The following is a 19,138-nucleotide window of genomic DNA, read 5'->3' as shown; positions in this document are numbered from 1 at the left end:
GGCTTAATTATTATTTTTAATGATATTTTTATAGGTATAAATACGATCTCCCTCCTTATACATATTACTCAATATCAAAAGATTATCCGTATTGTATTTTTCTGAAATCTGCTGCAATCTCTGCGCCACAGACTGCGGTGTTTCTATAATAATTCTCTCTAAAAAGGTAAAAAACTCATCTTCATCTTTAGTTCCCAAAATCTTTTGCTCTACGACTTCAGGAGAAAGAACAGCATTGGGACTGACTAACTGGCGGGATTGTAAAAACTGGTAGGCCATTCCATAAGCATTCCGTCTGGCTTCTTCAATTGTATCTGCTACCGATACAGCAACTGCCACCTGCAGAGAAGGCTGGGAAAAATATTGAGTACCATCAAATTCTTTGAGATAAGCTTCTGTATTTTCCATCCCGTTCTCACTGTTCATAAAAGCAGCGAAGGAATATCCTGTCCCATGTTTAGCCGCTTCTTTTGCCGAAGTCATTCCTGATCCCAGCCACATGATTTCAGGAATGTGCTGCACATGGGTAGGTTGCGCAATAAGTCCGTCATAAGATCCTTCTTCCTCTCTGATCAATTGAATGATCTCTTCGAGTTTCGTTTCCATGTTTGATAACACTACCGGCTTATGATTATTGAGTGCCATAACAGCATCTTTCAATCCTCCGGGAGCTTTTCCCAATCCGAGAATAAAGCGTTCAGGATACAGAGTGGACAGCATTTTGGCCCATTCCGCAATTTTATAGGCAGAATAATTCCGCATCATAATTCCGGCGGTTCCTATTTTGATACGGTTGGTTTTACTTAGTATAATTGCTGCTAAAAGTTCAGGACTGGAACTCCCATAAGCTTCTACTCCATGATGTTCGGCATACATGACACTATGAAAGCCTGTTTCTTCAGCCAGTAAAGCAAGGTTGATACTGTTTTTCAATGCGGAGGCTGCACTGCCACCCATTGTTACAGGTGACTGGTCCAAGATCCCTAATTTCAGCTTCATACTATAGAATAGATTTTATGTGAAGGTATGAAAAAAGACAATATATTTTTTTATTCTTTAGGCGGAAAAACAATGCCTTCATCCTTAATCAGATCATAGCCGTACTGCATAATGGTCTCAATAACCGGAATGGCTTTTTTCCCTTTCTCCGTGAGGCTGTATTCCACTTTCGGCGGCACTACGGGGAATACTTCACGATGAATCATGTCTTTAGCTTCCAGTTCTCGCAGCTGGCTGGTCAGCATTTTATCTGTAATATGAGGAATATCTTTTTTAAGCTCACTGAAACGAAGAGGTTTTTCCTGTAATCTCCATAGAATCGGCATTTTCCAGGTTCCTCCAATATGACTTAATGCAAATTCAATAGGCGTATAATACAGTCTTTTATCGTGGAAAAATTGAGGCATAATAATCGTTTTTTATTTACACTTTCAAAAAGGTAAGTATAGAACTAAAAGGTAAGTATATAGTTTTCTGATAGTCTATTCTGCAAATTTGCAAAAAAATAATGAAAATGAACAGAAATCTGTATGTACTGGCACTTGGTGTTTTCGGAATCACAACCACAGAATTTGGTGTTATAGGGGTATTGCCTGAAATAGCTTCAACGTTCCGGGTCTCCATTGAAAAAGCGGGATGGCTGCTGAGTGCTTTTGCGTTGATCGTTGCTGTTTTCGGCCCTTTTATGCTGATGGCATTATCTACCTTCAAAAGAAAAAATCTATTGATTTCTTCATTATTTATTTTCGTTGCTGCCAATATTCTGTCTGCGTACATCACCAATTTTTATATGCTCCTTGTAGTCAGAATGATTCCCGCGTTCTTTCATCCAGTTTACTGGTCGATTGCTTTATCTATGGCCGGAGAAACCTCAGATCCTACAGAGAAATCCAGGACTGTTAGCATTATTTTTTCGGGGCTTACTCTGGCAACGGTAATGGGTGTTCCACTGGCAACTTTTATGTCTGATCTCTTTTCCTGGCAGTCTTCCTTTTTGCTTACCGCTTTTATTAATGGAATTGCACTGGCTGGTGTATGGATCTGCTTACCGCCTATTCAACATACAAACAAGCCTTCAATAGGTTTTTCTGTTAAAATATTTTACAATACCCATTTATGGATCGGGCTTCTCCTTGCATTTTTCACCATTACAGCCATGTACTCTACGTATGGTTATATGGCAGATTTCTTCAAAAAGGTCACCGGAATGAATGGCAAACAGATAAGCCTCATGCTTTTTTTATTTGGAACAGTGGGAATTGCAGGAAATAAAATTGCAGGAAAATACATGAGCAGATTTCCATTTCAGACTACTCTCCTGTTTTTAATTCTATTATCAGGAATTCATCTGCTGATGGGATATTCTGGAACCTATTTTATACCTATGATATGGATTATCGGGTGCTGGGGAATGGTACATTCGGGAGGTTTTCTGATCAGCAATATCAATGTCACTTCTTCTGTTTCAGATTCTTCGGAGTTTATGAATAGTGTTTTTACTTCGTGTGGAAACTTTGCCGTAACCGCAGGTACTTTATTTGGAGGATTCTGGATTGCCCGTTTTGGTATAGAAAACATAACATGGTCAAGTATTACAGCATTATTTCTGGCAGTTATGATGTTGTTTATCAAAAAGAAGTATGAAGAAAACAAGCCATAATAACGTAAAAATAAACCTTCCGTACTCCGGAAGGTTTTTTATAGAAAAATGATCATGCACATCTGATATCGGCACAACCACCGCCGCCGCCATTTCCATTTTTATAATAACATGTTGATGTAGGACAGCCACATGCTATACACTCACTTTCTGCAGGTGGGCGACCTCCTGTGATTGTTTTTAAACTTTGTCTCGCGATTTTCTTTAGATTTTTCATAATAAATAAGTTATTAGTTTGAAAAGGCAATTTAATAAAAAAAATCCTTAAGAATTCTTTCTTCTAATGTTAAATAGTATTAAAAAAACGATCTAGGATTTAAGTACATTCAATTGGCTGAATTCTTCCTTTTCATATATCTTTTCAATATTGCCGTTTTGTAGAAAAGCAATTTTATCACAGGTATGAAAAAGAGTTTCAATAATATGGGAACTCACGATAACTACTTTGTTTTCGGATTTCAGCTGTCTGATGATACCATAAAGGATGTGAACTCCTTCAAAATCTACTCCATTGAATGGCTCGTCAAGGATATTAATAGGCTTATCCAGCATCAGCATTCCGATAAGGGCCAGCTTTTTCTTCATTCCGCTGGAATAATACTGCACATATTTTTTCATCGGAAGATTGAATTTTTCAATAGTCTCTTTAATTTCAACTTCTTTTTTTGAAGTGAAATAAGCAAGATATTCTTCTCCCGTAATGTAAGGGTAAAAATAGTTTTCGGTTTCCAGGTAAGAAATCATTTCCCGTTTCAACCGCTCATTTCTCCAGCTGATCTCTCCGGAGAATGGTATACTTTGGTACAGGGATTCAAACAAAGTAGTCTTTCCCGCCCCATTTTTCCCAAGCAGTCCCAATATGCAGCCTTCTTCTATAAAAAGATTCAGATCGTTTAAAACATTTTGATTTTTAAAATGAACATGTATATTTTTAATCTCCAACATAGGTTTTAATATTTTGAGAAGCTTCTTTTATATTATTTTTCAATATAAATACCGCCGGGATAATGATTATACTGGATATTGTATACTCAATAAAAACACCTATAGTGTAGTAATTACTCTTTTCTTTATGATGGTACTGCTTATATTTTCTGGTCAGAATCAGCATACAATACAGGTTCATAAAAGCAAAATAATAAAGTATATATAAACTTTCAGCAGGGTTCAGAATCAGAAACATAGCGTATGTTGGTAACAACAAAGCATTGAAAAGCAGAGAATTCCTTCTGAGTTTCTCTTTTAAAGTATATTTTTTAAAATACATCTCCAGCATTTCTTTATTTTCATTAGGTTCGTAAAGATGTGAGATATAATCCAGTGCAAAAACTCCTGTAAGAACCAGAGCCACAAAGTGATAAGCTGAACACCAGAGAATAACCAATCCCCAAACTGCCAGCAAGGTATTTTTTCTCAGAAAGCTTTTCCATTCAAATAAATCATCCGGAATAAAGTTCCACTGAAATGTGATCCATGGCTGGGTTCTTGGAGTGATAAAGGCCAGTAAGGCAAACATCGGCAATGAAAGTAATGCGGTTTTCTCAAATATGTAATGAATATTTCCGCATAACAAAATACTGTAAATGAATACCGTTTCCAATACAATAATCCAACGCCAGCTTTTGACAAAGACTTTTTTAAGGAAAGGAATATCTTTTCTTTCGTAATGAAACAGCAATGCCAGTATAAAAAATAAAGGCGGGTAATAATAGCTTTCAGGCAGCTTCATGATGACAAGAACTCCCAGAATAATCAGCACAGGTATACCTGTTCTTGGGTTCAGATTGAGCAGTCTGAAACTTTGATGAAATCTGAATTTTAAATGATTGAATAATTTCTTCAAGGTTTTACAGTTATCTTTTAATCCTTATTTTTTCGTAACCTGTTGTCTTTGATAATAGTTGTTATTACAAAGTAAATCAAAAGTGCCAGCATATGACATCCTGATACAACAAGCAGGCAAAACCACCATACAAGACCTGCTCCTCCACTGCTATCATAAATTAAATGATAATATAATATTGAATTGTATAAGCAGAACAGGAGCATATTGACACCGCCAAACTTCCGGCTATGCCTGAAGGTTAGAATAATAAGAAAGAAACAAACTATTGAAGCTAGATATAAAAGCTGGTTATCATTCATAATGATCAAACTATTTATCCCTTGTTTTAAATTTTACAAGAAGTGTTTCATCTCTCAGGGGATACCCGTCTTTAGAAGCGAAACTTTTGTTCGTCAGCACAAATTCATACTCCTTACCCGGTTTCAGATCTGCTGAAAGAACCAATGTTCTGTCATTATTTTCCATTCCTATTATTTTGGTAATTGGAAAATACTCTTTTCCTTTATCGGAAAGATTGAAGGAATAGCTTTTGGGAACCATTTCTTTTGAAAAGGTAATTCTTATTTCTTTTGTGTCAGCACTTACATTTACGGACCCGTTTGCAGGTTCTGTTTTTACAACATAGGGTAAATTTTTTTCATATTCTTTGATCAGCTTTTGTTTATCAATTTTTTCTTTGAAAAATTTTGATCTGGTGAGGAAGTCTTCAACAGCTTTATCGTTGTCATAATTCAGCTCAATAATATCTTTTACAGCCTGTTTTTTATCTTTTGCATTCCGGTAATAAGATTTAGAGATTTCATATCCTACATAATATCCCAGATCGGCACTTTCTCCCTTCTTTCTTCCATTATAAAGCCAGTTTGTAAAATTACCGGTAAACATTTCTTTTTTAAAGAGATCTTTAACCTCAGCTGCATGAGCATTTCCATAAGAGAGATATTTCCTTTCCAGTGGTTTATTCATCACCAGTTCAGCAATCAGATCGCACGATCCTTCTTTTATAGATTTATTCAAAACTCTTCTACGGTCTCCGATCTGCTGGGTATGGATATATTCATGAACATTTAAAGAGACGATATTATCCAGAGATTGTTGGCCAAATACGGTTTTCAGCCAGTCTTCCTCAAATTCTGAAACATCTGTAGACGGAAGCCCTGTTGCCAGTTCAGCACCCACCAATACCTTATTTCCACTCACTGTCCCCCCGGAATTAAGTCCACCTATCGTAAAATACATTTCAGCTTCTTTAAGATCCGGATAGATCTCCTTCAGCCGGATAACACTGGCTTCCAGCTCATTTGTTTTAGTTTTTATAGTCAGAGTATTTGGTCTGATCGAATTCCAGAATTTAGGATACTTATCAATAATGTTTATAAACACAGTATCATTATAGTCTCTGGCTTTCATAAAAGCTTTTAAGCCTGCTGTTCCTTTATCGATATATAATTCTTTAATCAGGGTCAGTTTTTGGGTATGATCGTTTGTTTTTTGAATGCTGTCATAGGCAACCCAAAAATTGTCAATATCTGAAGTGAAAATTTTAGCTGATTTTTGTGAAAAGGCACTTGCAAATACAAGCGAAAAAATAATCGTAGTGAAAGTTTTCATGGCTGTTTTTAATGTCACAATAATACATACAATTATTCTATTTCACAACGATCATTTTACAGCATAAACACAGTATATTTTAAAACTATTTGAACTAAAAATCTAACACAATAACTCTAAAAAAAAGACAGAAATATGTATTTTATCATTTATTTATATTAATTCCAAATAATTTTATTTCTTTCCGTTTTATTGTCGCAAATATTTAATACTTTAGCTTAATAATTTGAACGAATGGGAATAATCCTTAAACCAATTGATATTGTAGATGATATTTCACAAGAAGATTTCCGTGAAAAATATCTAAAGCCATGTAAGCCAGTGGTAATCAGAAATATGGCAAGAAAATGGCCTGCCTACCAAAAGTGGACAATGGAGTATATGAAAGAAGTGGTTGGCGACGTTGAAGTTCCCCTTTACGACAGTTCCAAAGCAGATCCTGCCGCTCCTATCAATACTCCGACTACGAAAATGCCTTTCAGTGATTATGTAGACCTTATTCAGAGAGAACCTACTGATCTGAGAATCTTTTTCTTTGACCCTATAAAATTTGCTCCGAAACTTTTGGACGATTATGTTCCGCCAAAGAATCTTATGGGTGGGTTTTTAGATAAATATCCGAGTATGTTTTTCGGAGGTAAAGGTTCTGTAACTTTCCTTCATTATGATATAGACATGCCTCATATTTTCCACACTCACTTCAATGGAAGAAAACATGTTCTTTTATTTGAATACAAGTGGAAATCCAGACTTTATAAACTTCCGTATGCTACCTATGCACTGGAAGATTATGATATTTCCAATCCTGATTTTGAAAAATTCCCGGCATTGGATGGTATTGAAGGAATCGAATGCTTCCTGGAACACGGAGATACTTTATTCATGCCTACCGGCTGGTGGCACTGGATGAAATATCTGGATGGATCTTTCTCTATTTCCCTGCGTGCATGGGACAAAAGCTGGGCTGTAAAAGCACATTCTCTTTGGAATCTTGCTGTTCAGCGTAATTTTGATAATTTCATGAAAGGCCGATACAAAAAAAGATATATGGACTGGAAAGAAAGAAAAGCGGTAGAAATAGCCAATAATGCATTAAAAAGAGGACTTCCTAAATAATAAGAACGTTTTTATACCATAAAATAGTGGATGATTTATCTTAAGTCATCCACTATTTTATTATGTTTTAAGATGTAATACAAAAATTGATTAAATTGCAAAAACGTTCCCTTAATATCCTTCTATATGTTTGAAAAGTTGATTGATAGTTTTGAAAAGCTGTGCCTGCAGATTATTATTGAAATATTGTTGGTTCCCGTAACCATTTTTAAGTTGTTTCAGGATCCCCGCCGCTGCTATGATCTTTCCGTACACGAGATGGAAAAAGAGGAGACAGAACGTTTTCGCGACTATCTCTCTCCTATCAAACTTTCAGTGTATACTTCCGTGATTGTCTCCGTACTTTTAATGGATTATGGTGGTGAGCACAATATTATTTCAAAAATCAAAGGGTTAAGCATGGTAGAAAAAGCGCTCTTTATTTTTTTGATGAATAATATTACCGCAGTCATATTCACTGTTGCTTTGTTATGGTACAAAAAAGAAAAAGTGAATACAGTCACCTTCCGAACGTTATTATTTTCTTTTATTTATACAACGGTGTATACCTCCACTCCTTTTTTTATATTAATCAGTTCGGCAATGTTTCTTGGGCAAACTATGAATGTAGATGCTTATATACAAAATATGGGCAAGATAATTAACTATGGTACAAGAGAATACCTGTTCTTTCTGGTCTTTCTGGTTTTTATTATCATTGGAATTATCGGAATTTTCAAGCTTTTCAAAGCGTTGCATTATATTCTGAAAAATAACTTCACCTATCATCCTTATATCGTATGGTTTTTTACCGTACTTTTCTTTGTTATTCAGCTATATTATGCCACAGGGTTTATTTAAAAATAATTTTATTTTCAAACCTACCAGTCTGTTTATTTTTTACATTTGTAAAAATTTTATACGATGCCCAAACCTCGCGAAAGGATACTAAATACAGCAATGGTTCTCTTCCATAAGCAAGGTTACAACAATACAGGCATCAACCAGGTTATTGATGAAGCTGGCGTTTCAAAAGCAAGTTTCTACCATCATTTTAAATCTAAGGAGGAACTTTGCATTGAATTTCTCAATAAAAGATATGATTACTGGGTGTCTGAACTTAAAAAATTTACATCGGAAGCAGAAACACTGCAGGAAAAATTCCAAAAGTCCTTTGATTTCCTGATTTACATGAATAAAAGAGAAGACTTCAGAGGATGCAGTTTCCTGAATATTTTATCTGAAATCCCTGCCGATAAGGAAGAGATTCACAAGGTAATCCGATATCATAAAAATAAACTGAGAGAATGCTTCAATAAAGACATCCAAAACGATATTACATCCGCCCATATCTATCTTCTTTTTGAAAGCTCTATACTTACCAGCCAGCTCTATAGATCCAATGAATTGATAGAGAAATCTAAAATTATCGTGCAGGAAATACTTAATATTTCAAAATCTTAAAAAGGTCAAATTTCAAAAAAATTAAATGCATTATTTGGATTCCTACGGAATGACAATGTGCGCGTGTATTTGTATAGTATTCATAATTATTTCATCAGTTATATACGCTTAGTATATCCATACAGTTTATCATTCCGAGGAATCTATATCTATCTTATTTTTTGTCTGAACTTTAACAACAATATCTTTTATCTTTTACAAAATCATCTATATTAACAATTCTTAAGAAACAGTTAATTTTCTCTTCAACACTTTTCCCAAACAGACGTTTAATTTTGCTGTGATTTTTATCTAAAAAAGGAAAAGTGAAGAAAATTTTTACATCTGTTTTATTTTGTGCCTCTATTTTTTTCTATGCGCAAACCGGATCTCTTTCCGGAAACATTAATGACGATTCGAAAATAGCCCTGCCGGGAGCTAAAATCTCTCTAAGTCCGGGGAATATTTATACCACTTCAGATGAACACGGAAACTTTGTTTTCCTGAACGTTCCTCCGGGGAGTTATACCATGAAAATTGATTATCTTGGGTATGGTGTTCATGAATATAACGTTACAGTTGAAAGTGAGAAAAACACCCGCCAGAATATTATTTTCGATAAAAAAGAAACCTCTATTGCAGAAGTTGTAGTATCAGGAGCTACTTTAAAAAATCAGGCAAGAGCTTTAAACAAGCAAAAAAACAACGCCAATATTACCAATGTAATTTCTTCTGATCAGATCGGGCGTTTTCCTGATGCCAATATCGGGGATGCTTTGAAGCGTGTTCCGGGAGTTACCATACAAAATGATCAGGGAGAAGCCAGAAATCTTATTATCAGAGGACTGGCTCCCAATCTTAACTCCGTTACCCTGAATGGTGACAGAATTCCCTCTGCTGAAGGAGATAACCGCAATGTCCAGATGGACCTGATCCCTTCTGATATGATCTCTACGATTGAGGTTAATAAAACCCTGACTCCAGATATGGACGCTGATGCCATCGGAGGTTCCGTCAATCTTATTACCAGAGCTTCCCCGAATGGACAAAGAATTTCTGCAACCGTTGCCGGAGGATACAATCCAATCCGCGAAAAAGGAAATTATACCGCCGGTTTTGTCTATGGAAACCGGTTTTTGGATAAAAAACTAGGGGCTGTATTCAGTTTTTCCTATAACAACAACAATTTCGGTTCGGATAATATAGAACCGGTATGGAGCCAGGCGAACGATCTTGCACAGACTGTTTATGTAAGCAAAATGGGTGTACGTTATTATAATGAACACCGTATCAGACACAGTTTTGATCTTAATATGGATTATGAATTCAATTCCAAAAACAAGATCTACGCTTCTGCAATGTATAATTTCAGAAATGATAAGGAAACCAGACTGGCATTAGGGTATAAAATAAAACCGGTCTATAACGCCGATGAAACTGAGATTACAGACTGGAAAGGAAGTATCACAAGACAGAATAAAGGCGGTGATGCTGATAATGACAATACCCGTCTTGAAAAACAGAAAGTTCAGAACTATGCTTTAAGAGGAGAACATTTATTAGGTTCCAAGGTAGATCTTGACTGGTCTGTCAACTATGCAATCGCCAGTGAAGATAAGCCTCACCAGCGTTATATAGAGTTTGAAAACAGCAAAATGAATTTCTCTCCTGACCTTAGTAATCCTGAAAAACCGATGTTCAATCTCCTTGCTGCAGATAATTTAGGAAGTTATAAATTGAGTGATCTTTCCGATGCCAATAACTTTACACAGGAAAAGGAACTGGGAGCAAAAGTGAATGTACGTTTTCCATTTTCAGTGATTGATGGCCAGAAAGGACGTCTTCGTACCGGTTTCCGCATGCGTTTGAAGAAAAAAGAAAGAGAGAATGACTTCTACGCCTTTACTCCGGTCAACACTATGGGAAGCCTTTTATCTGTTCCGACAATAAATCTTGATGGTCAGAACTTCCAGCCGGGAAATTACGTTCCGGGAACATTCGTTGACCCTTCTTTCCTTGGAGGGCTGGATTTATTCAATCCAACTTTGTTTAATGGTAAATTAAAGCCTGAAAAATATCTTTCAAGCAACTACAATGCGAAGGAGCAGATCTATGCAGGCTATATCCGTTGGGATCAGGATTTCAATGATAAATTATCCATGATCGTTGGAGCGCGTGTTGAAACGACCAATATTGATTACACCGGAAACTATGTGATGAATGAAAAGGACCTGGTAGGACAAATCAATAATACGAATACATACACCAATGTACTTCCGAATATTTCCTTCAAATATGTTCCGGTGCAGGATCTTGTGCTTCGTGCAGCATTTACCACAGCTCTGGCACGCCCCAATTATTACTCACTGGTTCCTTACCTTAATGTTATTTCAGAAGACGAGATCGTAGCAGCCGGAAATCCAAACTTAAAAGCAACCTATGCCTATAATTTTGATTTTATGGCAGAAAAGTATTTTAAGTCTGTAGGGATACTTTCCGGAGGTATTTTTTATAAAAACCTGAATAATTTTATTTATACGTATTCCCAAAGAAATTATACTGCGAATGATTTCGCGAATGATTTTGCAGGACAGTCCAACCCAATTCCTGCGGGAGAAAGCAACTGGAAGTTTACCCAGCAGCGTAATGGTGACAATGTAGATATTTATGGGTTTGAAGTGGCTTTACAAAGACAGCTTGACTTTATTCCAGGCGCTTTCTGGAAAGGACTTGGAGTTTATGTAAACTATACTTACACCAAATCCAAAGCAAAAGGAATCACCAATGAAGAAGGCACTGAGAGAACAGATGTAGGGTTTCCCGGCGCTGCTCCTCATATGTTCAACGGATCTCTTTCGTGGGAAAATAAACGTTTTTCAGCAAGAGTTTCCATGAACTATGCGTCTCATTATATTGATGAACTGGGAGGAAAAGCCTTTGACGACCGTTATTATGACAAACAGTTTTTCCTCGATGCCAATGCTTCCTACAAGATTACAAGCCAGCTCAGAGTTTTTGCAGAAGCCAATAATCTGACGAATCAGCCGTTAAGGTATTACCAGGGAATCCAGAGCAGAACCGCTCAGGCTGAATATTACAGGCCAAGATTTACAATGGGGGTAAAATTTGATTTTTAAAATACACATGAAAAATATACATTATATATTGGCTCTTTCAGTTCTTCCTTTTGTGATCAACTGTACAGGGCAGAAAGATTTAGCGGAAAAATTAAAACCAGCTGTTATTACAGAAACAGTGGTTCATGATACTGATGATCCCGCCATATGGATTAATCCACAGGATGCCTCAAAAAGCATCATCATAGGAACCGATAAAGATACCGACGGAGGATTGTATGCTTTTGACCTTAACGGAAAAATTATCAATAAGGTTTCGGGATTGAAACGTCCCAATAACGTTGATCTGGAATATGGTTTTATACTAAATGGCAAAAAAACAGATATCGCCGCTGTAACGGAAAGGGAAACCAACAAAGTAAAGTTATATACGCTTCCTGAGCTGAAAGAAATTGGAGAAATCTCTGTATTTGATGGAGAATCTGAACGTGATCCGATGGGAATTTCTCTCTATAAAAATCCGCAGACAGAAGAAATATTTGCTGTTGTGGGAAGAAAATCAGGTCCGGATGACGGATACCTCTGGCAATATAAACTGATTGAAAAGGGCGGTTTTATAACAGGAGAAGTTGTTCGTAAATTCGGGAAATACAGCGGGCTGAAAGAGATTGAAAGTATTGCTGTAGATGATGAAATGGGCTATATTTATTATTCTGATGAACAGTTTGGCGTTCACAAATATTATGCAGATCCGGCCAAAGGGAATGAAGAATTATCGGTTTTCGGGAAAGGAGATTTTAAATCTGATGTGGAAGGAATTTCAATCTATCCTACTTCTCAAGGAAAAGGATATATTCTTGTTTCGAATCAGCAGAATGATACATTCAATGTATATCTGAGAGAGGATCAGTCTAAAGGAAAAATTGCCGAAATTCCCGTTTCTACGCTGGAAAGTGATGGTTCTGAGGTGACAAATGTTAATTTAGGACCCAAATTTCCTAAAGGAGTTTTCGTTGCGATGAGTAATGGCAGAGTATTTCATTTTTATGATTGGAGAATGGTTGAGAAAGCTATTCAATCTGCTGTGAAAGCCACTAAATAAAAATTAACCTTTAAACCATTAAGGCCGATAAGGTTTTAAGAGTATTAAGTTGAACCGCATTTATGAGATTGCTTCACCTTTGGTTCGCAATGACAATACAGTTCAACTTAATACTCTTCATTATTTTATCTTACTGAATATGTTTCTTCAGAAACTCTGCGGTGAATGACATTTTGTTCTTCAACAGCTCCGGCGGAGTACCCTCAAATAAGACTTTCCCTCCAAATTTTCCGGCACCTGGCCCCATATCAATAATCCAGTCTGCCTGTGCAATAATATCAAGATTATGTTCTATGACAATCAGCGTATTATTCTGATCTACAAGACCGTTAAAAAAAGTCAACAGTTTTTGTGTATCACTTGGATGCAGCCCTGTACTCGGCTCGTCAAGAATAATGATCTGATTGGTGTTTTTCAGCTCTCTTGTCAGTTTCAGGCGCTGTCTTTCACCTCCGGAAAAGCTATCCAGCCTTTGTCCAAGAGTCAGATAGTCAAGTCCCAGTTGTATCAGCAGGTCAAAATTTTTGAGAACAGGTTCTTCTTTAAAAAAAGAAACTGTTTCAGAAACTGTCATATTCATAACTTCCACAATTGTTTTTCCATTGTATCTGTATTGCAGCACATCAGGATCAAATCCTGAACCTCCGCAAACCTCACAAGGCTGCACAATATCATCCATAAAAGCAAGATCAATCTTTTCTGTTCCCAATCCTTTGCAGTTTTTACAGGCTCCTTCGCTATTTCTGCTGAACAGCTTGTCTGAAACATGATTAGATTGTGCAAAAAGCCTGCGCACAATATCTGATATCCCCAGATACGTAAGCAAATTGGAACGAGCGCTTGCAGCAAATAAAGATTGATCAATAATGGTCACATCAGGATAAAGCTCTGGCAGAATACGATTAATAAGCGTACTTTTACCGGATCCTGCAACGCCAGTTACAACTGTCATTACTCCGGTCGGAATACTTACAGTCACATTTTTAAGATTGTACCTGTTGGCACTTTTAATTTCCAGATAGCCATCAGGCTTTCTGAATTTTTGCTTTATAAACGGTTTCCTTGCAAAATAAGAACCTGTTTTGCCAGTTGAGGCCTTTAAGTTTTTAAATGTCCCTTCATATATTATTTCTCCTCCATTTCTTCCTGAACCCGGGCCTATATCAATAATATGGTCTGCCATTTTTATCAGGTCCGGATCATGTTCTACAATCAAGACAGAATTTCCTTTATCCCTGATCTGCTGTATAATGGTGATAATATTCTGGAGATCTTTTGGATGAAGACCGATACTGGGCTCATCAAAAATATATAAAAGATCTATCAGACTGTTTCCAAGACTCCGCACCATTTTTATACGTTGAGACTCTCCTCCGGAAAGGGTGTTGGTACTCCTGTCAAGAGTCAGATACTGCAACCCGATGGTCATCATATTCTGGAGTTTTGCTGAAAGTTCTTTGATGATAACTTCATATGGTTTTGAATCCAGCGAAGTAACAAACTCAAGCAGTTCATCCACGGAAAGTGCCATACAATCTGCAATACTTTTTCCTTTGATCTTACAGGACAGTATTTTTTCATTCAACCGTTTTCCTTCACATGAGGGACAGGTTTTTGTGATGACAATATTCTTCAGTGCATCTTTTCTTGTGATGTTTTCTTTAGAATCTTTTTTCAGGAACGCTTTTTCTATTCTTGGAACAATTCCTTCGTATTTTACAGTTTTCCCCCATTCTTTATGTGGATGCTTAGGCTTATGTTCAGGTGCGTGCAGCAGAATCTCCCATTCTTTTTCAGTAAAATCTTTCAGCTTTTTATCATTATCAAAATAGCCGGACAAAGTATATCTTGTTAAACGCCATCCACCCGGCTGGAAGGTCGGAAAACGGATTGCACCTTCATGTAAAGATTTTTCACGATCAATTAAAGCATTCACGTCCAGGATCTGAACAAAACCCAGCCCCTCACATTCCGGGCACATTCCCTGCGGATGATTAAATGAAAAAACGTTGGAATATCCTACAAAGGGTTTTCCCATTCTCGAAAATAGCAGCCTTAAGGAAGCAGACACATCAGCTGCCGTCCCCACGGTAGATCTGGCATTTCCTCCTAACCGCTTTTGATTGATGATGATAGGAACATTCAGGTTTTCAATTTTATCTACGTCAGGCAGACCATAATGCTGCAGACGGTTTCTGATAAAACTGTTCTGGGTCTCATTAATCTGCCTTTGAGCTTCTGCTCCAATGGTTTCAAAAACCAATGAAGATTTCCCGGATCCTGATACTCCCGTAAAAACCACGATCTTATATTTTGGAATTTTTATGGAAATATTTTTGAGATTATTTTGCCGGGCATTGGTAATTTCTATATTTTCCATTTTAAAATACTTAACTTTGTTAATAATTAACTAAGTTAAGTATATTTATCATGAAACCCATTGAAAAAGAATTTTTTAACACATTTACAAATTTCCAATGTCTTATTCTGGCTCATATGAACCGGGGAAATATCAATGGAGTAACGGCTGCTCATTATAATATCATTGAATTTATTTTAAGAAAAGAAACAGCCACAGGAAGGGAAATTTCAACAGCATTTAATATCAGCCAGGCAGCCATCTCGAAGCAGTTGAAATTTCTGATCAGCAATGATTTGATTATTAAGAAACAGGAAGAAACAGATCATCGGAAATTCAATCTTTCAGTAACGGATAAGGGAAGGTTTATTATAGAAAATTCGGAAACTTTCCGTAAAAATATTACCGGACAGACGGCTTCTATACTGACTTCTAAAGAACTGAAAAATTTCAATTACCTGCTAAGCAAAGTGCTGAATCATGTAAAATTATAATACTTTTCCTACTTATAGGTTCCAAATACCCTGTCCCAGATGGAAGTATAAAATCCAAAGTTTTTGCTTTCATCCAAATGATGTTGATTATGAAATCTTGTTGTTCCTACCAGCAAGCGGTCAAATGAGGCCGGAAAAAACTCTCTGTTCAGATGCCCTATGGTTCCCCAGATAAGGTTCAGCATAAGATAAATGGAAATAGAAATTACAGAAAAATCATATCCAATAAGCAAAGCAAGCATCATCAATCCAAATCCAATTGTTTCAAAAGGATGCAGAACAAAAAGACTCAGAAAATTGGTACTTACATGCTCGTGATGTTTTCTATGCAGTATTTTGTAGATAAAAGGCAAATGGGCTCCATAATGAAAGAAATACATCAGAAGATCCATCAAAAGAAGCAAAGCTGCAACTTCTGCTATGATCCTGACTACCGATTGAGTTTCTCCAAGTACAATCCATCCGTTTTTCCATAAGAAAACTCCCAGCAGCATAACAAAACTGTTACAGATTATGGTAAAGAGACTGAGATAGAAGTCGGATCTTGTGACGGGATGGTTTTTTTCCTGCAGCTGACTTTTACGGCAAGTCTTTTCAATGAAAACATATAATCCTATAGAAAACAGGTACAGAAAACCGTTAATGATAAGGCTGAATATGATCCACTGCGGCCAGGAAAACTGCCATAATAGATGCAAATAACCGGAAAGTTCTGTGTGATTAAAATTCATAAACCTGTCATCCTTCAGCTTGATGTCATAAAGGTAAGAATTTCATTGTAAAATCAGCTGATAAAGTAAATTTCAGGTATTATTTCTGTCTTGCTTTTCTTCTAAGTTCCCGAAGTCTTACGGTAAGGTTTTTCCGTAAATCATTATGATACTGCCGATAGTTTTTGATGCTGTTCTCCAGATTCTTTTTATTAAGCAGATATTCTTCATACAGATGACCCAGCTCTGAAATCTGCGTCGCTACATCCGAAGGCTGGCTTTCAGGATCTTCTGCAGCTTCTATCAACAGCCGGTAATATTCAATACGGCTGGTCAGGTTCATGTGAAGTTTCGGTTCTATTCCCTGCATGATTTTGTGATTTTATGGTGTTCCTGAATAGGTAAAAGGGCAAAAGATTTTATCCTTTTACTATTCGATATATTATTTTTTATTAGTTAAATAAACCTTTTAATTTTTCTTGCCCCATTAAGATTGTATTAAGGTGTTAAGATTATTAAGATCAAGCTTCGCTTTAACTTAAGATCAGAATGATTGATCTTAACTATACTTTATTTCTTCAAACTTCTTAATGGTTTAAAATATTGACATTCATTTTCTTTCTTTGTCTTTTCAATCCAAATTCTATTTTTCCATCATCACCGGAGGTACATCACTCTGATATAGAATTTTTACGCTTCCGGTCTTTTCCTGAGCTGCAGATTTGAAATAGCCTCCGTTAAGGGCAGAAGAAATAAGAGTTTCATTAGGATCGCCCAACGGTAATAGTGGCAGCCCGGCATATTCGTTGATCATGACCTGTGGAGAAATTCCATTGCTGTATTCTCCGGTTCCGCTGGCATTAAATACTTTATAAATTACCGGATGAATCTGCCAGGAAATTTTTCTCGGTTTCCGCTTATCTTCCACTACAAATCCAGCCATATCTTTACCCAGCGTAGTATCCCCGATCTGAATAACCTGCATATACGGCTTCAGATTGTTGATGACAATTTCTGCTGCAGATGCTGTACTGTTGGATGTGAGAATAAATACTTTCTGTAGTCCCAATGCATTGGCACGTAAAGTAGTAAAATCAAGAGCTTTGGGATCATAAGCGATCTGCTGGGCAAATGTTCTTTTTACTTCTCCTCCGTTTTTATTTCCTTTAAAAATAATGAATGGCGAACCAGACGACAGCCCTGAAGGAATCAGTGAGCAAAGAGCCGCGGCAGAGGACACCGAACCTCCATAGTTGTAGCGGAGATCAAGAATGAGTTCCTGTACTCCGGCAGCCTTAAATTCTGCAAACTTCTGGTTCAGAGTTTGTGTCATTTCGTCTGGGAAATCGTAGATATACAGGTATCCTGCTTTTTTACCATTTTTCTCAAAAACTTTAGATAAAATGGGCTGTTCAAAAGAGAAGCCATAGTAAACTGTAATATTTTTTTCATCAGCAACCGCTCCATTCTGCCATTTTCCTACGGTGAGGTCTACAACGGTCTGGTCTTTAATAGATGCGGCCATTGATTCTGCATTCGCTGCTGTAATAACTTTTCCATTGATTTTGGTCATAATCATTCCCCGTTCCAGCCCCGCATTGAAAGCCGGAGAATTTTGAAGAACCAGCTTAACGATTGTAACAACCTGGTTATTGGCAAGCTTGGCAACGGTATAATCAAAACCGTACATATTCCTTATGGAACGTGGATAGGTAGAAGAATCTTCAGTATTGACCATGAAAGAAAACCGATCCTGGGAAGAAAGCAGACTTTTAAAAAAATCTTTTACGGGAAGGCGGTAATCTGGTTTTGCAGGCATCTGATCTGCCCAATAATAGTACCGTTTCATACTGTCCTGAACCCAGAGATTCACAGATTCTGTACTTCCTTCCGGAAAAACAGGTGCGCTTTCGTCATTATTATTCGTACACGAAATGAGAAAGACTGCGATGGCAATGCATTGAAGTTTAAAAAAATTTTTCATACGCAATTACAGATATTCTGCGACATCAATATCTCCTTTTACCACCCATTCTCCATTTTCCATTTTTTCCTGAAGAACAATCATGTTTGCCCCTGTGTGCTGTTTCAATTTTACCTGAATCATTTTAGATCCGGAATAAGGCACCGTAGTTCCGGGTTTGTACAATTCCAGGTATACCGGAGCTGCAGAACTGAAAAAACTATAGATTTTCACTGCGGTAAAATTGTCTTTCCCAATGTTGTCAAATTCTGCCAGCACCACTCCATTTTCTCTTTTCAGAACGCCTTTCACATCTTTCAGGGTGGTTCCGGAAAATTCGCCAAGATTAGGGAAAATAAATTCAAACCCTACTTTTCCAAGATTAACCTGAGGTTTTACCGCATAAGTCTGCAGATAAATCCCCGGAAGATTGAAAAAGTATAAGTTTTTATAATCATTTATATTGTCATAAGTAATATTGTATTTTGCAATTTCGGTACCTGTTTCATTATTATATACAGACAGCTTATTGGTTTCACCCTGATCCAGGACAAACTGAAGCTGCGTTTCTATTTTATTGGTATAAGACGTTTTTCCGTCAATGGATACAGGTGCTCCATTCAACCTCAACTGAAGGACATCAGGCTTGGAAAATCCTTTGATGTTAACCTCTCCAGGTTTCTGTACCTTATCATACAACTCCATCGTGTTGTTGTCTGTGCATGAAAACAGTACAGTAAATAATAGTAGTAATGCAAAGATTCTGTTCATCTTTCTTC

The 19,138-nt window shown here is 36.8% G+C and carries 18 protein-coding genes; 7 read left to right on the top strand and 11 right to left on the bottom strand.

The features are described 5' to 3' along the window. Positions 1-3: 3 nt before the first annotated feature. Positions 4-999 carry an MsnO8 family LLM class oxidoreductase gene (locus tag KYG33_RS01155; RefSeq protein WP_077414631.1) on the bottom strand — a complete coding sequence of 332 codons (996 nt, stop codon included), beginning with the start codon at positions 997-999 and terminating at the stop codon, positions 4-6. Positions 1,000-1,049: 50 nt separating this feature from the next. After that, positions 1,050-1,406 (bottom strand): winged helix-turn-helix transcriptional regulator, encoded by a 357-nt coding sequence (locus KYG33_RS01150; RefSeq protein ID WP_077414633.1) that lies wholly within the window; start codon positions 1,404-1,406, stop codon positions 1,050-1,052. A 107-nt stretch (positions 1,407-1,513) separates the two neighbouring features. Here KYG33_RS01150 and KYG33_RS01145 point away from each other — a divergent pair, with 107 nt between their 5' ends. Next, a complete protein-coding gene (locus tag KYG33_RS01145) occupies positions 1,514-2,659 on the top strand; it encodes an MFS transporter (RefSeq protein ID WP_257468882.1) in 1,146 nt (381 codons plus the stop codon). Positions 2,660-2,711: 52 nt separating this feature from the next. Here KYG33_RS01145 and KYG33_RS01140 read toward each other — a convergent pair whose 3' ends face one another. From KYG33_RS01140 to KYG33_RS01125, 4 genes are all read right to left on the bottom strand, one after another. Then, positions 2,712-2,876 carry a bacteriocin-like protein gene (locus KYG33_RS01140; RefSeq protein WP_180565608.1) on the bottom strand — a complete coding sequence of 55 codons (165 nt, stop codon included), beginning with the start codon at positions 2,874-2,876 and terminating at the stop codon, positions 2,712-2,714. A gap of 92 nt (positions 2,877-2,968) precedes the next feature. After that, positions 2,969-3,604 (bottom strand): ATP-binding cassette domain-containing protein, encoded by a 636-nt coding sequence (locus KYG33_RS01135; RefSeq protein WP_219072515.1) that lies wholly within the window; start codon positions 3,602-3,604, stop codon positions 2,969-2,971. Next, positions 3,591-4,502, bottom strand: a complete 912-nt coding sequence (locus KYG33_RS01130) for a hypothetical protein (RefSeq protein ID WP_077414639.1) — start codon at positions 4,500-4,502, stop codon at positions 3,591-3,593. Before KYG33_RS01130 ends, KYG33_RS01135 begins: the two co-directional genes overlap by 14 nt. A 312-nt stretch (positions 4,503-4,814) precedes the next feature. Next, a complete protein-coding gene (locus KYG33_RS01125; protein ID WP_077414641.1) occupies positions 4,815-6,116 on the bottom strand; it encodes an Ig-like domain-containing protein in 1,302 nt (433 codons plus the stop codon). 234 nt (positions 6,117-6,350) lie between these two features. Here KYG33_RS01125 and KYG33_RS01120 point away from each other — a divergent pair, with 234 nt between their 5' ends. The 5 genes from KYG33_RS01120 to KYG33_RS01100 all read left to right on the top strand — a co-directional run bounded on the left by KYG33_RS01120 (position 6,351) and on the right by KYG33_RS01100 (position 12,833). Continuing rightward, a complete protein-coding gene (locus KYG33_RS01120; protein ID WP_077414643.1) occupies positions 6,351-7,232 on the top strand; it encodes a cupin-like domain-containing protein in 882 nt (293 codons plus the stop codon). Positions 7,233-7,358: 126 nt separating this feature from the next. Further along, positions 7,359-8,072, top strand: coding sequence for a hypothetical protein (locus tag KYG33_RS01115; RefSeq protein ID WP_219072514.1), 714 nt, complete (start codon positions 7,359-7,361; stop codon positions 8,070-8,072). Between the two features lie 63 nt (positions 8,073-8,135). Then, on the top strand, positions 8,136-8,675 hold the full coding sequence (locus KYG33_RS01110) for a TetR/AcrR family transcriptional regulator (protein ID WP_219072513.1): 540 nt from the start codon (positions 8,136-8,138) through the stop codon (positions 8,673-8,675). Positions 8,676-8,980: 305 nt separating this feature from the next. Next, the gene (locus KYG33_RS01105; RefSeq protein WP_077414649.1) at positions 8,981-11,791 is read left to right on the top strand and encodes a TonB-dependent receptor; all 2,811 of its coding nucleotides are present in this window, start codon (positions 8,981-8,983) and stop codon (positions 11,789-11,791) included. Between the two features lie 7 nt (positions 11,792-11,798). Beyond that, entirely contained in the window at positions 11,799-12,833 is a 1,035-nt protein-coding gene (locus KYG33_RS01100) for a phytase (RefSeq protein ID WP_077414651.1), read from the top strand. Positions 12,834-12,963: 130 nt separating this feature from the next. On the opposite strand, the gene KYG33_RS01095 is transcribed toward KYG33_RS01100, so the two are convergent. Then, the gene (locus tag KYG33_RS01095; RefSeq protein ID WP_219072512.1) at positions 12,964-15,213 is read right to left on the bottom strand and encodes an ATP-binding cassette domain-containing protein; all 2,250 of its coding nucleotides are present in this window, start codon (positions 15,211-15,213) and stop codon (positions 12,964-12,966) included. A gap of 50 nt (positions 15,214-15,263) precedes the next feature. Between KYG33_RS01095 and KYG33_RS01090 the strand changes: the two genes are divergently transcribed. Then, entirely contained in the window at positions 15,264-15,686 is a 423-nt protein-coding gene (locus tag KYG33_RS01090) for a MarR family winged helix-turn-helix transcriptional regulator (protein ID WP_077414655.1), read from the top strand. A gap of 8 nt (positions 15,687-15,694) precedes the next feature. Here the strand turns inward: KYG33_RS01090 and KYG33_RS01085 are convergent, their stop codons facing one another. The 4 genes from KYG33_RS01085 to KYG33_RS01070 form a co-directional block, all read right to left on the bottom strand. Further along, positions 15,695-16,417 (bottom strand): sterol desaturase family protein, encoded by a 723-nt coding sequence (locus tag KYG33_RS01085; protein ID WP_180565604.1) that lies wholly within the window; start codon positions 16,415-16,417, stop codon positions 15,695-15,697. A gap of 79 nt (positions 16,418-16,496) precedes the next feature. Next, positions 16,497-16,766: a hypothetical protein gene (locus KYG33_RS01080; RefSeq protein WP_077414659.1), complete on the bottom strand. Its 270-nt coding sequence runs from the start codon at positions 16,764-16,766 to the stop codon at positions 16,497-16,499. Positions 16,767-17,039: 273 nt separating this feature from the next. Beyond that, complete coding sequence (locus tag KYG33_RS01075) at positions 17,040-18,380, bottom strand: S41 family peptidase (protein ID WP_077414661.1); 1,341 nt, start codon at positions 18,378-18,380, stop codon at positions 17,040-17,042. 6 nt (positions 18,381-18,386) lie between these two features. Continuing rightward, entirely contained in the window at positions 18,387-19,130 is a 744-nt protein-coding gene (locus KYG33_RS01070) for a hypothetical protein (RefSeq protein WP_228408694.1), read from the bottom strand. Between the last annotated feature and the right edge of the window lie 8 nt (positions 19,131-19,138).

It is taken from the genome of Chryseobacterium sp. D764, assembly GCF_019317325.1.
GTDB lineage: Bacteria > Bacteroidota > Bacteroidia > Flavobacteriales > Weeksellaceae > Chryseobacterium.
The sequence above is the reverse complement of the archived record's forward strand: the minus strand, read 5'-3'. Positions and strand labels throughout refer to the sequence as shown.